This is a genomic window from Acetobacter cerevisiae, assembly GCF_001580535.1.
Lineage (GTDB): Bacteria > Pseudomonadota > Alphaproteobacteria > Acetobacterales > Acetobacteraceae > Acetobacter > Acetobacter cerevisiae.
Window position 1 is genome coordinate 22,995 of record NZ_LHZA01000146.1, and the last position, 14,422, is coordinate 37,416.

The following is a 14,422-nucleotide window of genomic DNA, read 5'->3' on the forward strand; positions in this document are numbered from 1 at the left end:
CGTGTAAACTCAAATCTTGTTTTTGTTACAACAGAAGCCGCCTCCCATCCGTCAGTTTCTTGTCAGGATTGAAATTGAACGGTTGGGAAAAGCTGCTACTGTGCCCTTTGGTTTCCCGCAGGGCTGCATTGCAGCCTCTGCTGTCCACTCTAGCTGTCAGGTGAAACGAGCCGCGCGCCCTATGGATGATCATACCACGGACACACGATCCGATTCACCCACGCCTCCTCCCCGCACATCAAGCCGGAAAAAGCGTCTCCTCTGGAGCGGCGTAGCCGTTGCTGGCGTCTGTGTGTTGGCGTTTGCCTTCCTGCGCCCGCACCACACAACCACAACAGGCAAGCATTCCAGCCGCCATGCTGCCGTCGATAGCAGCACGGCCCAGCCCGTTGCGGTGCAGGTCGTCAAGACCGGCACCATGCCGGTGGTCCTGACGGAACTTGGGACGGTTGTGCCCGTCACCAACGTGACGGTGCAGACCCGTGTGGAAGGCTACCTGATGCAGGTGCTCTTTACGGAAGGGCAGCATGTGCATGCTGGCGATCTGCTGGCCGTTATCGACCCGCGCCCCTATGAAGTGCAGCTTGCTCAGTATGAAGGCCAGCTTGAGCGCGACAAAGCCCAGCTGGCGCAGGCCCGCGTGGATAACGCCCGTTACCAGCGCCTGATCAAGCAGGACAGTATCGACGCCAAAACTGCGCGGGATCAGGAATTTCTGGTCCAGCAGTATGAAGGCACCGTCAAGTCTGATCAGGCTCTGGTGGATAACCAGAAACTTCAGCTGATCTACTGTCACATCACCGCCCCGGTGGATGGCCGTATTGGTATCCGCGCGGTGGATAAGGGCAACTACCTCAGTGCTGGTCAGTCCGGCGGTCTGGCTGTGCTGACCCAGATGCAACCCATCTCCGTCATCTTCACCCTGCCGCAGGACCAGCTCCCGCAGGTTGCGGAACAGCTCCGCGCCAAGGGCTCCCTGAAGGTGGAAGCATGGGACAGCTCAAACAGCACCAAGATTGCTGATGGCACCGTCAGCACACTGGACAGCCAGATTGATACGGCCACTGGCACGGTCCGCCTGCGCGCCATCTACCCCAATACCGATGAGCATCTGTTCCCCAACCAGTTCGTCAACGCACGCCTGCTGGTGAAGGATCTGGAAAACGTCATTCTGGTGCCTTCCACATCCCTGCAGACGGGCCCCTCCGGCCAGTTTGTGTATGTGGTCAAAGCGGACAGCACGGTGGAAGTCCGTCAGGTCAACATCGGGATTTCTGACGGCACGAACACGGTCGTGAAAACCGGCCTGCAGGCCGGGGACCGCGTGGTGACGGACGGCGTGGACCACCTGCGCGCTGGCAGCAAGGTCACTATTCCTGATCCCAAGACGGCAGCCGACACGTCTCCCACCACCACACCTGCCGGTACGCCTGCCCAGTGAACCCCTCCAGCCTCTTTATCCGCAGGCCCGTCGCCACAACGCTCCTGATGCTCGCCATTCTGATGAGCGGGCTTCTGGGCTACCACTTCCTCCCGGTCTCGGCGCTGCCGCAGGTGGATTACCCCACCATTACGGTTGAGACGTTCTACCCGGGCGCCGGGCCGGATGTGATGGCGACCTCTGTCACCGCCCCGCTGGAAACCCAGTTTGGCGAGATGCCGGGGCTGGACCAGATGACCTCCCGCTCCTCCGGGGGCGCGTCCGTCATTACGCTGCGCTTCAACCTCACCATGTCCATGGATGTGGCGGAGCAGGAAGTGCAGGCGGCCATCAATCAGGCCAATTCCCTCCTGCCGACTGACCTTCCGGCCCCGCCGGTCTACGCCAAGGTTAACCCGGCAGACACCCCCGTGCTGACACTGGGCATCACGTCCTCCACCATCCCGTTGCCGGAAGTGGAAGACTATGTTGATACCCGTCTGGCCCAGAAAATCAGCCAGATTTCCGGCGTCGGGCTGGTCACGCTCTCTGGCGGCAACCGCAAGGCCATTCGCGTCCGCGTCAACATTCCCAAACTGACATCTTACGGGATTGATCTGGACACGCTGCGCACCACCATTGGCAACGTCAACGTCAATTCCCCGACCGGCACGTTTGACGGCGCAACCCGTGCGGCGACGCTGCGGGTTGATGGCCAGATTACCAATGTGGATATGCTGCTCAATCAGATCATCGCCTATCAGAACAGCGGGCCTGTGCGTATCCGGGATGTGGCGACCGTCGTCATCGGTGCGGAAAACACCCAGCTTGCCGCATGGTCCAACCTGACCCCGGCGCTGATCATGAATGTGCAGCGCCAGCCGGGGGCCAACGTCATTTCCGTGGTGGACAATATTCAGTCCGCCCTGCCCGTCCTGCGCAAGGCGCTGCCGCCGGGCATTGATATTGTCCCGCTGACAGACCGCACCACCACCATCCGCGCTTCCGTCTCGGACGTGGAGTTCGAGCTGTTTCTGGCACTGGTGCTGGTTGTTGGCGTGATCTTCGTCTTCCTGCGCAACATTCCGGCCACCATCATCCCCAGCCTGTCCGTGCCGCTTTCCATTATCGGCACGCTGGCCATCATGTATCTGCTCGGCTTCTCGCTGGATAACCTCTCGCTCATGGCTCTGACCATCGCCACCGGCTTTGTGGTGGATGATGCCATCGTGATGATTGAGAACATCTCGCGCTACGTGGAAGCGGGCGAAGACCGGATGACCGCCGCCATCAAAGGTGCCGGGGAAATCGGCTTCACCATTATCTCCCTGACCATCTCACTGATTGCGGTGCTGATCCCGCTGCTGTTCATGGGCGATGTGGTTGGCCGCCTGTTCCATGAATTTGCGCTGACGCTCTCCATCACCATCGTCCTGTCCGCGGTGGTCTCGCTGACGCTGGTGCCCATGATGTGCGCCCGCATCCTCAGCGAGCGCCCGCATGATGAAGCCCACGCCACCACCGCCTTCCAGCGCTGGTCCGCCCGCATGGAAGTGGCAACGGAAAAGCTGATTGCCGGATATGACCGCGCGCTGGATGTGGTTCTGGCCCACCGTGTTCTGACCCTGTTTGTGGCAGTTGGCACACTGGTGTTGACCGGCGTTCTGGCGTGCATCATCCCCAAGGGGTTCTTCCCCGCGCAGGATACCGGCGTCATTCAGGGTATTTCCGTTGCCTCCCAGGCTATCTCGTTCGAGAGCATGAAGGAGCACCAGCAGGAACTGGCACGGGTGCTGCTGAAAGACCCGGATGTGGTCTCCCTCTCCTCCTTTGTGGGGGTGGACGGGCAGAACGCCACGCTTAATCAGGGACGCTTCCTTATCAACCTGCGCCCGCATGATGACCGCTCAGACAGCGCCTCCACCATTGCGCGCCGCCTGGAAGAAGAAACGTCGCAGGTCGCCGGGATCAAGCTGTATATGCAGCCCATTCAGGATCTCTCGCTGGATACCACCGTCACCGCTACGCAGTATCAGTTCCTGCTGGAAAACCCGGATTCCGCAACCTTCAACACGTGGATCCCCAAACTGCTGGACCGCCTGCGGCAGGAGCCCGCTCTGGCCGATGTCACGTCTGACCTTCAGGCCGAAGGGCTGGTGGCCCATGTCACGCTGGACCGCACCACCGGGGCCCGCTACTCCATCACGCCGCAGACCATTGATAACGTGCTGTATGACTCCTTCGGCCAGCGGCAGATTTCCACCATCTACACGCAGTCCAACCAGTACCGCGTGATTCTGGAAGCCGACCCGGCCTTCCAGACCAATCTGGCCTCGCTCAACCAGATTTACCTGCCCGGTATCAGCGGGAACTCGGGGGAAAGCGCCTCCGGCCCTACCCGTTCGCCCACCTCCGGACTGGTGCCTCTGGCCGCTGTCACCACGGTGACAAAAGGCAAGGCCCCGCTGCTGATTACGCATTTCGGGCAGTTCCCTGCCACGACCGTCTCCTTCAACCTCGCACCCGGCTACGCGCTGGGGGATGCCACGGCGGCCATCCGCAAGGTGGAAGAAGAGATCAAACTGCCGTCGTCCTTCCAGACGTCCTTCCAGGGCACAGCCGCCGCGTTTGAAGGCTCTCTGAGCAACGAGCTGTTCCTCGTCGCAGCAGCGCTGATCGCGGTCTATATCGTGCTGGGCATTCTCTACGAGAGCTTCATTCACCCCATCACCATTCTCTCCACCCTGCCCTCCGCCGCCATTGGTGCCTTGCTGACGCTGATTGTGGCCGGGGTCGATCTGGATGTGATGGGCATTATCGGCATCGTGCTGCTGATTGGCATCGTGAAGAAAAACGCCATCATGATGATCGACTTCGCGCTGGACGCCGAGCGCGAGCACGGCATGGACTCCCTTCAGTCCATCCGTCAGGCTGCCACCCTGCGTTTCCGTCCCATTCTGATGACGACGCTGGCGGCCATGCTGGGCGCTGTGCCGATGGTCATTTCCAATGGCACGGGGTCTGAACTGCGTTACCCGCTGGGGCTGACCATTATTGGTGGTCTGGCACTCTCCCAGCTGCTCACGCTATTCACCACACCGGTGATCTATCTGACGCTGGATACATGGGCACACCGCTGGAATACGTGGCGCCACCGCCATGACCTGCCTCCCACCCAGCCTCCTCCAGCCGGACAGGTTAACTCGTGAACTTCAGCCGGATCTTCATTGACCGGCCTGTTGCCACCATTCTGCTGACCGTAGCGCTTCTGCTTGCCGGGGTGCTGGGGTACAGAAGCCTTCCGGTTGCGGACCTGCCGAACGTCGATTTCCCGGTTATTCAGGTGCAGGCCCGTCAGGCCGGTGGCTCGCCTGAAGAAATCGCCAGTGCGGTCGCCGCACCACTGGAACGGCATCTGGGCCAGATTGCGGACCTCACGGAAATGACGTCCCAGTCCTCCCAGAACACAACGCGCATCACCCTGCAATTCGCGCTCTCGCGGGACATCAACGGGGCTGCGCGGGATGTGGAGGCTGCTCTTCAGGCCGCCCATGCGGATCTGCCCTCAACCCTGCGGCAAAATCCGTCCTATTCAAAAGCCAACCCCAACGGCGCGCCCATCCTGATTCTGGCGCTCACGTCAGACACCCACACCCAGCCGCAGCTGTATGATTACGCCACTAACGTTCTGGAACAGCAGCTTTCTCAGATTGAGGGCGTGGGGGAAGTGGAAATCAGCGGGAGTGCGCTTCCGGCTGTGCGCGTGGAAATCAACCCGCACCCACTCTACAAATACGGCATCAGCTTTGAAGACGTCCGGGCAGCGCTGGCCTCCGCCAACGCCAACACGCCCAAAGGGATTGTGGACCAGAACGGCCTGCGCTTTACGCTGGATACGAACGATCAGGCCCGCAGCGCGCAGGACTACCGGGATCTGATTATTGCCTGGCGGAACAACCGCCCGGTACGCCTGGCGGACGTGGCTTATGTGCAGGACAGCGTGGAAGACCTCCGCAACGCTGGCTATTACAACGGGTCCCGCTCCGTCATTGCCGTTGTCTTCCCGCAGGCCGGGGCGAACACCATCAAAACGGTGGATCAGATCAACGCCAAAATGCCGCTCCTGCAGGCGGCCCTCCCCGGCGGCGTGGATCTGCATGTCGGGCTGGACCGCTCGCTGACCATTCGCGCCTCGCTGGCGGATACGCAATACACCCTCATCATCTCCGTAATATTGGTGGTGCTGGTGGTGCTGGCCTTCCTGCATTCCGGCCGCATGACGCTCATCCCCGCCGTCGTGGTGCCGACCTCCATTGTTGCGACCTTTGGCGTGATGGCCACTCTCGGCTATTCGCTGGACAATATGTCCCTCATGGCGCTGACCGTCTCCACCGGCTTTGTGGTGGATGATGCCATTGTGGTGATGGAAAATATTGCCCGCTATATCGAGCAGGGCTATTCCGCGCGGGATGCCGCCATTCGCGGCACGGGCGAAGTCGCCTTTACGGTGCTCTCCATCTCCATTTCGCTCATTGCTGTGTTTCTGCCCATTCTGCTGCTGGGCGGACTGGCCGGGCGGTTGTTCCATGAATTTGCGATGACGGTCTCCATCACCATTCTGGTGTCCATGGTGCTGTCCCTCACCCTCACCCCCATGATGGCCGCGCAGTTGCTCACGCCGCGCAAGCCCGGCAGCACGCCTGCCTTTCTCCGTCGCATCGCCGCGGCCATTACCACGGTGCTCAACAGCCTGCAGGCAGGATATACGCGCACGCTGGATATGGCGCTCAGCCACCGTAAACTGGTGCTGCTCAGCCTGCCGGTTACGCTGGCACTGATTGTGGCGCTGTTTATCCACATGCCCAAAGGCTTCTTCCCCACGGAAGATACCGGCATGCTGATGGGCCATTTGCAGGGCGACCAGTCCATTTCCTTCACCGCTCTGTCGCAAAAGCTGGTGGATGTTCAGAAGACCATCCTGAAAGACAAGGACGTGCAGAGCGTCTCCAGCTTTATCGGCGGGCGCGGCTCCAATCAGGCCAACCTGTTCCTGCAACTCAAGGACAAGGCCGACCGTTCAGACACCCCGACCGATCTGATTGCCCGCGTCACACGCAAGCTGAGTCATCTGGTGGGGGCTCAGTTCTTCCTCATGCAACCCGGCGCGGTGCGGGCCGGCGCACGGCAGAGCAATGCCTCGTATCAGTATACACTGGAAGGGGAGTCCGCCTCCGAACTCTATACATGGACCAGCAAGCTGCTGGCGGCCCTGCAACACCGCACGGAATTTACGGATCTCTCTTCCGACGTGCAGCAGGGCGGTGCCGCTATTGATGTGCAGATTGACCGCAACACGTCCGCCCGTGTGGAGATCACCCCCCAGCTTCTGGCCAATACGCTGTATGACGCCTTCGGTCAGCGCTCAGCGTCCGTCATTTATAACGCGCTCAATCAGTATCATGTGGTGATGGAAGCGGACCCTCAGCACTGGTCCAGTCCCAATTCGCTCAATCAGGTGTGGATCAGTGTCTCCGGCGGGTCTGCCGGGGGCGGCACAAAGTCCAATACCGTGCGCGTCCGGCGGGATTCCTCTGGTCTGGATTCCGCGGGCAATAGCAGCTCTTCCAGCCTGAGCAGCCAGTCCTTCAAGAACCAGATCGCCAATGCTCTGGCTGGTGGTGCGAGCGCGTCCAATGGCTCGGCGGTCAGCACCTCGTCGGAAACCATGGTGCCGCTTACGCTGGTCTCCAAACTGGTGCCGGCCAAAACAGCGCTGTCCATCAACCATCAGGGTCAGTCCGTCGCCACCACCATCTCGTTCAATCTGGCCAAGGGTGTCTCTCTGGGGACGGCCACGCAGGTTCTGCAGGCGGCGCAGGTATCCCTGCACATGCCGCCGACCATCCACGGCAGCTTTGCGGGCAATGCCGCGCAGTTCCAGCAGACGGTGAATGACGAACCTATCCTCATTCTGGCAGCCCTTGCCGCCGTCTATATTACGCTGGGCGTGCTGTATGAGAGCTACGTGCATCCGCTGACCATCCTCTCCACCCTGCCCTCCGCAGGCGTGGGTGCGTTGCTGGCGCTGCAACTGGCCGGCGAGGAATTTTCGCTGATTGCCATGATTGGCGTGATTCTGCTGATCGGCATCGTCAAGAAAAACGCCATCATGCTGGTGGACTTCGCCATTGAAGCCGAGCGAGACCAGAACCTGTCCTCGCTGGAGGCCATCCGCACGGCCTGCCTGCTGCGTTTTCGGCCCATTATGATGACTTCTGTCGCAGCGGCTCTGGGGGCTGCGCCCCTGATTATCGCCAATGGCTACGGCGCCGAGTTGCGCCGCCCGCTGGGAATTGCGATTGTGGGCGGCCTTATCGTCAGTCAGGCGCTCACGCTCTATACGACACCCGTTATCTACCTCGTTATGGATGGGTTACGCCTGCGCTTTACCCGGCGGCGCACCCGCTCCCTCCGCCTCTCTCACAACATGCAAGATACCTGATACGCCCGATGAAGCATTTCCCTCTCCGTCCGTCTTCTCGCCGCCTGAGTATCCTGCTGGCACCTCTTATTCTGACGGGCTGCATGGTCGGCCCCAGCTACAAGCGCCCGTCCGCCATTGTCTCCCCGCAGTTCAAGGAACTGCGCCCGGCACCGGGCTGGAGCTATGCCAAACCCGCTCTGGCGGAGCTGCCCAAGGGCACATGGTGGACCATTTATAATGACCCCACGCTGAACGAGCTGGAAGCACAGGTCGCGCTGAACAACCAGAACGTGCTGGAGTATGACGCCCGCTACCGGAACGCCCGTGCGACCATCAACTCGGTGCGCGCGCAGCTCTACCCAACGCTCAGCGGCTCCCTGTCTTTCAACCGGCAGAGCTCGGGCCGTGGTTCACGCTCCTCCGGCACCATCATCAATTACGGTGGGGATGGGTCATCCTCTACGGGCTACACCCCGTCCAACACGACGGAAAACACCTACGGCATGGGGCCAACGGCCTCATGGGATCTTGATCTCTGGGGCAAGATCCGCCGCCAGATTCAGGCACAGGTGACGGAAACACAGGCCACCGCAGCGGACCTCGCCAATGCGCGCCTGTCCTATCAGGCCCAGCTGGCCACGGCGTATTTCAACATGCGCTATCAGGACAGCCTGCATGACCTGCTGGAGCGGAACGTGAGGTTCTATGAACGCTCCTATCAGATCACCAAAAACCAGTATGACGCCGGGACAGCCACCCCGACCACGCTGCTGCAGGCGCAGACCCAGCTGGAGCAGACCCGCGCCCAGTCCACCGCCACACAGGCGGCCCGTGCGCAGTATGAGCACGCCATTGCCATTCTGATTGGCAAGGCCCCTGCGGATGTCTCCATCGCCCCCGGCGCCCTGCCCCGCAGCATCCCGGCCATTCCGGTAACAGTCCCGGCCGACCTGCTGCAACGCCGCCCGGACGTCGCTGCGGCTGAACGCCGGATGGAAGAATATAATGCCCAGATTGGCGCTGCCATTGCCGCCTTCTACCCTGACGTAAAGCTCACAGCCTCCTATTCCTATAGCGGGGACCCGGTGGGTACGCTGGTGCAGGTGGCTAACCGTATCTGGGCTCTGGGGGCCTCAGCCACGGAAACGCTGTTCTCCGGTGGCAGCCGTACTGCGGCGGTGCATGAAGCCAATGCTAATTACGACTATTACGTCGCGACTTACCGTCAGACCGTGCTGACCGCCCTGCAAGGCGTGGAAGATCAGCTGGCTAACCTGCGCGTGCTGGCTCAGCAGGCTGACCAGCAGGATATAGCCGTCAAAGCCTCCAACCGTGCCGTGAATGTGGCATTTAACCAGTATATGGCAGGCACCGAGATTTATACGACGGTCATCACATCGGAAGTCACGGCCCTTTCCAACGCGGAGACCGCGCTCCAGATCCAGCAAAGCCGGATGCTGGATTCTGTGACACTGATTGAAAATCTGGGCGGCGGCTGGGATGCGGCCGAACTGCCCAGCAAGAACTCCATGCAGACGGATAATCCGTTCCTGCCGTCTTTCATTCAGAAAGACAAAAACTGAGGTCACAAAAAAAGCCCCTCTCCTTGCGGACAGGGGCTTTTTTATTAAAGCGGGCTAAACCGTTTATCGGGTGAGCGACCGGCCTGCCAGCAGGGCAATGACCAGGAACACCACGAACAGAACAATCGCGATAAAAAACAGAATTTTTGCCATTCCGGCAGCCGCGGAGGAAATCCCCCCAAAGCCGAACAGGCCCGCGATGATGGAGATGACCAGAAAGAAAAGTGCCATTTTCAGCATGTACGTGCGTCCTTATATGTTTTGAACCAACAGACCCGTCGGTTGCTTTAAATCAGGATTTGCGGGCAATCACGGCGCCCAAAATAAAGCCAAGCAGCCCAGCAAATGAGGCTGCAATCACAGGCTGATCTGCAACGCAGTCCCGCATCGCATCCAGTGCGGCACAGCCCTTGTTGCAGGAGGTCAGATCATCAGCCTTATCTTTGGCCTTGTTAAAAAGGTCTTCAGCACCGTCCTGCACGCGGCCAATGCCGTCTTCCAGTTTGTGCTCAACTGTTTTTTCGTCGCTCATAGGAAACCCTCCCCTTACTCGTGACTCCTCATAACGCACTCTTGCGCAGAGAGATGCGTCATGACGGCACTTTCTTAGAAAAAAATTAAATTTCAGCAGAACGCCAGTAAGGAGCGCCACCGGGGTCGGGTTCTCCGGCAATCATGGCGCGCAGCCGGGCTGCATACATTCGGAAGGCCGGAGAGTCCGGCGTCTTCTGCTCAGCCCCAATTGTCAGCTCTCCGGTAATCCCTGCGGGTGAGCCGGAGAGCACGACAATACGGGTCGCCAGCTTCAGAGCTTCCTCAATATCATGGGTAACAAACAGCACCGTCTTATGAGTCTGCTGCCAGATCCGTAGCAGTTCATCCTGCAGGCTGTTACGTGTAATGGGATCCAGAGCCCCAAAGGGCTCGTCCATCAGCAGCAGGTCCGGGTCCACGGTCAAAGCCCGCGCCACGCCAACACGCTGCCGCTGGCCACCAGAGAGCCGCTTGGGCCAACGGTCTGCCGCCTCTTCCAGCCCCACCAGCCGGAGAGCGTCCAGAGCGCGCTCCCGCTTTTCCTGCTGGTCCAGCCCCAACCCTTCCAGACCAAAGGCAACATTCCGCAACACCGAGCGCCAGGGCATCAGCCGCGCATCCTGAAAGACCAGCGCCTGCGCCCGACGTTTACCCGCAGAACGCCCTTCTGCCGCGCCAGTATCATCCTGCGGGCCTGTCACCGTGCCTTCGGACGGCTTGCTCAGTCCCATCAGCACGCGCAGCAGCGTGGACTTCCCCACGCCGGACGGCCCCAACAGGGCAACAAACTCACCTTTGTGCAAATTCAGGCTGACATGGCGCAGAATGAAGGTCTCACCGCCATCATGCGAGAGCCCGACATCATCCAGCCGCGCCAGCGGCATCGCATCACTCATGCCTGCCACCGCAACACACGCAGACGCACAAACCCGAACAGAAAATCCGTCACTGCATAGAGAAGAGCCATGGTCAGCATATAAACCACAACCACATCAGTCGCCAGAAGGCTGGACGCCTGCATCATCCGCGCGCCAATACCCGGCACACCAAACAACTCCGCCGCCACAACCGACATCCAGCCCTGCCCCAGCCCGGTTCTGAGCCCGGCCATCACACCGGGGGCAGACGCCGGCAGCACAACCTTGAACAGACGCCCCAAAAAGCTGCCATGCCCGAAGGCTGAGGCCAGTTCATACAGTTCCGGGTCCACACTGCGCACCGCTGCATAGGCCGCGTAGAAATTGATCCAGAAGACGGAAATGGCGATAACAAAGGTCGCCCCGGATGTGTTCAGCCCAAACCACAAAATGGCGAACGGCACCCATGCCAGCCCCGGCACCGGGCGCAGCAGATGCACAATGCCAGCCAGAAACGCATCCAGCACCGGCACCATGCCGCACAGCAGCCCGATCAACGCGCCCAGCACGGACCCGAACAACAGCCCCAGCGCATAATGGCTCAGGCTATCCAGAATGGCCTGTTGCCAGAATCCGCCATGCACTTCATCCAGCCAGGCCTGCCAGAGGGAACTGGGCGCAGGTACCATGCCGGACGGCAGGAGGCCGGTGCGGACTGCCGCTTCCCAGCCTCCAAAAAACACAACCAGACCAAGGCCCGACAGCGCAACGCGCTGCCGTCGGGAAAGAGCAGCCTTCACGGGTTCAGCTGCCGCCACAGGTCCAGATCAAACAGCTCTTCAACCGGCTGCGCCTTACGCAGAAGCCCCTGCTCAACCTCAAAATCCTGCACCTGCCGCACACCTTCGATAATGCGGGTCGGGTCACTCACAAAACGGGAGGCCGAGCCTTCCAGGGCTTTTTTCAGAACGTCTTCGCTCAGAATGCCGCCACCCAGCGCTTTGGTCACAAACGGAGCAGCCTCATCCGGGTGCGTAGACAGCAGTGTTGTCGCCCGCACAAACAGGCCGCCCAGCACTTTGGCCCATGCCTGACGGTCCGGCGCATCCGGTTTGACAATGGCCAGCACAGAACCGGGCTGGTCCGGCAGCAGGTCATGCCCGCTGGCCAGCGTTCTGACATCCTTCAGGCGGCTGCGCACAACCGTCAGAGCCGGTTCTCTCAGCACGGCAGCATCCACCGCCCCGGCCAGAAAGGCCTGCTGAGCGGCATCAATATCCACGCCGATAATGTTCACGGATGATGTGACAGGGTTAATCCCCTCGCGCTTCTGCAGCCAGAACCGCAGCAGGCTATCCGGCACAGAGCCAGACGGCTGAGCGGCAATGCGCGGCAGGCGAGACTGCTCCTGCCTGAATTTATCAAGGATGCCTTTCAGAGCATCAGGAGAAAGACCACCTTCTGTTCCTTCAGGCAGCAGAGCGCTCAGCGTGCCGCGAGATACCACTTCCAGCTCTTCGACAGAGGCAGCCGTCACCACCTTCACGTCAGCCCCATGCGCCCGTGCCTGCAACAGCGGCAGAACACCGGCCACATAGGCGTCAATCCGGCCGGAGACCAGCGCCTGAATAGCCTGCGGGCCAGAGGTAAAGCGCACCAGGTTGAGGTCCAGCCCGGCGTCCTTCGCCCAGCCTTCGCCTTCCAGCACAAACAGTGCGGACGATCCCAAAACCGGGATGTAGCCAATTCTTACCGGCGTGCCAGCCTGCGCCGTGCCACTCAGCGCGGAGAGCGTCAACGCGCCTAAAACCATTAATCGGGAAAAGAGCCGTTTCATTTCATCACCACGCTGAGAAAAAGCGTTTAATACCTAAACGTAATAGTGAGAAAATACGACTCTCTGTCAATGCTACAATCGGAAATGGGGATTATTCCGTTTCGCCATAGCTTCTGGGTAATCTGAGACCCTGACAAAAAAACAGGAGCGCCTGCGATGAGGTTGCCCCACCACAGCACGCTCCTGCCACCATACCGCCACCGCCCAACAGCAAAAAACCGCGCCCCCTCCTTTCAGGTCACCCTGAAACCGGAAGCGGCACGGTTTTTCACAAACCAGACGTCTTCAGACCAAAGAGGCGTTTGCCTCCCGGTTTTTACTGGTTACCGACGGCATGCATCGCAGCTTCACGGTCGGCCTGCGCTTCGCTCAACTCATCCTTGCGGATCTGCGCCCGCGCTTCCGGAGAAACCGTGATCATTAGCGTCAGCAGCGCAGAGACGACATACAGACCACTGAAGATCCAGATCACGCCTTCAACACCGCGCCAACCTTCAAACCAGGTCACAATCGCCGGGCCAACCCACGTGCTGGCACCAGCACCAAGACCCAGAATGGACAGAGCTGCGGCTTTTTCACGCGGGCAAACCTGCGGCATCAGGCCAGACAGCGGCACGAAGGATGCCAGAGACGCGCCATACAGCACACCCATAGCAGCTGCGATGGGGAAGTTATGCGTGAAGGACAGCGGCACATAATAGAACAGCGGAACAGAGATCGCCGCACCAAGACCGCCACCAACAGCCACAACCGTCCGCGGGCCCAGCTTATCGGCCATCATCCCGGAAAGCAGGTTGAAGATGATGTTGCTCAGGAACACGATAGACAGCAGTTGCAGCCACTGCTCCAGAGAGAACCCGACCAGCTTGGTAAACACGCCCGGCATGATGACCAGAAAAGCATATTCAGAGGACGTGTTGATGGTGCGGACAATGCCAGCAACCAGCGTCTTCGGCTCTCTCCAGATGATGCTGATAGAGCCAAACATGGCCTGTTTCAGCGTCACGTCCGGCGGGCTGAGGCGCTGCATGCCACGCGGTTCGCGTGTGAACAGCAGAGCCACAAGGCCGCCAGCCATAACCAGGATCAGAGAAGACCAGAACGTGCCCATTTCCCCAATGCGCGGAATGGCAAAGCTGGCAAACAGAGAGCCAAGCGTGGGAAGTCCACCAGAGAAGGCAAACCAGAACCAGCCAGCCGCAGAGCCAAGCTGACGGGCCGGCGTTGCCGCAGCAATCCACACCAGAAAGCCATAGGCAAACAGCGGATAGCCCAGACCACGGGCCGTATAGGCCACCATCATCATCTGATAGTTGTTCGGCTGGAGGCCCAGCAGCAGGAACAGGACTTCAAAAATACCCCAGATCCACAGGCCGGCCCACATGACCTTCTTTGGGCCCCACAGGTCAGATAGCGGGCCGGAAAGCCAGGATGAAATGGAAACAGCAACACCGTAAATGGTAAACAGCAGTGCAACGCGTGTGGAGGACTGCCCCTGCCCTTCCAGGTACGGTGCCAGATACCCGGCTTCAACCCCGTCCCCGATCATGAATAGCAAAAGCCCGACAAAGCCCCAGAGTAAGGGACGTGGTATGCCCATCCTGTCTATTAAGTGTGGTTTTTCCTGCTGTGTTGCTGTCTGCATCTACATGCTCTCCTGACATGCGGTGACGGCACGAAATAAAGACACCTCGCCTCATTGCGGGG

10 protein-coding genes are annotated in these 14,422 nt (G+C 60.1%); 4 read left to right on the forward strand and 6 right to left on the reverse strand.

The window, feature by feature from the left end:
- The first annotated feature begins 181 nt into the window (after positions 1-181).
- Genes AD928_RS08385 through AD928_RS08400 form a run of 4 tightly spaced genes read left to right on the forward strand, consistent with a single transcriptional unit; the run spans position 182 to position 9,487 of the window.
- Positions 182-1,441 carry an MdtA/MuxA family multidrug efflux RND transporter periplasmic adaptor subunit gene (locus AD928_RS08385; protein ID WP_062249808.1) on the forward strand — a complete coding sequence of 420 codons (1,260 nt, stop codon included), beginning with the start codon at positions 182-184 and terminating at the stop codon, positions 1,439-1,441.
- A complete protein-coding gene (locus AD928_RS08390; protein ID WP_062249782.1) occupies positions 1,438-4,629 on the forward strand; it encodes an efflux RND transporter permease subunit in 3,192 nt (1,063 codons plus the stop codon). Before AD928_RS08385 ends, AD928_RS08390 begins: the two co-directional genes overlap by 4 nt.
- Entirely contained in the window at positions 4,626-7,922 is a 3,297-nt protein-coding gene (locus AD928_RS08395; RefSeq protein WP_062249784.1) for an efflux RND transporter permease subunit, read from the forward strand. Before AD928_RS08390 ends, AD928_RS08395 begins: the two co-directional genes overlap by 4 nt.
- Before the next feature lie 8 nt (positions 7,923-7,930).
- Positions 7,931-9,487: an efflux transporter outer membrane subunit gene (locus tag AD928_RS08400; RefSeq protein WP_062249787.1), complete on the forward strand. Its 1,557-nt coding sequence runs from the start codon at positions 7,931-7,933 to the stop codon at positions 9,485-9,487.
- Positions 9,488-9,550: 63 nt separating this feature from the next.
- Here AD928_RS08400 and AD928_RS14470 read toward each other — a convergent pair whose 3' ends face one another.
- From AD928_RS14470 to AD928_RS08425, 6 genes are all read right to left on the reverse strand, one after another.
- Positions 9,551-9,727 (reverse strand): DUF1328 domain-containing protein, encoded by a 177-nt coding sequence (locus tag AD928_RS14470; protein ID WP_043552281.1) that lies wholly within the window; start codon positions 9,725-9,727, stop codon positions 9,551-9,553.
- A 52-nt stretch (positions 9,728-9,779) separates the two neighbouring features.
- The gene (locus AD928_RS08405) at positions 9,780-10,019 is read right to left on the reverse strand and encodes a hypothetical protein (protein WP_062249789.1); all 240 of its coding nucleotides are present in this window, start codon (positions 10,017-10,019) and stop codon (positions 9,780-9,782) included.
- An 85-nt stretch (positions 10,020-10,104) separates the two neighbouring features.
- Complete coding sequence (locus AD928_RS08410) at positions 10,105-10,917, reverse strand: ABC transporter ATP-binding protein (protein ID WP_062249791.1); 813 nt, start codon at positions 10,915-10,917, stop codon at positions 10,105-10,107.
- On the reverse strand, positions 10,914-11,567 hold the full coding sequence (locus AD928_RS08415; RefSeq protein WP_233420016.1) for an ABC transporter permease: 654 nt from the start codon (positions 11,565-11,567) through the stop codon (positions 10,914-10,916). Before AD928_RS08415 ends, AD928_RS08410 begins: the two co-directional genes overlap by 4 nt.
- Before the next feature lie 107 nt (positions 11,568-11,674).
- Positions 11,675-12,715, reverse strand: a complete 1,041-nt coding sequence (locus AD928_RS08420) for an ABC transporter substrate-binding protein (protein WP_062249792.1) — start codon at positions 12,713-12,715, stop codon at positions 11,675-11,677.
- Positions 12,716-13,031: 316 nt separating this feature from the next.
- Positions 13,032-14,360 (reverse strand): MFS transporter, encoded by a 1,329-nt coding sequence (locus AD928_RS08425; protein WP_061509096.1) that lies wholly within the window; start codon positions 14,358-14,360, stop codon positions 13,032-13,034.
- Between the last annotated feature and the right edge of the window lie 62 nt (positions 14,361-14,422).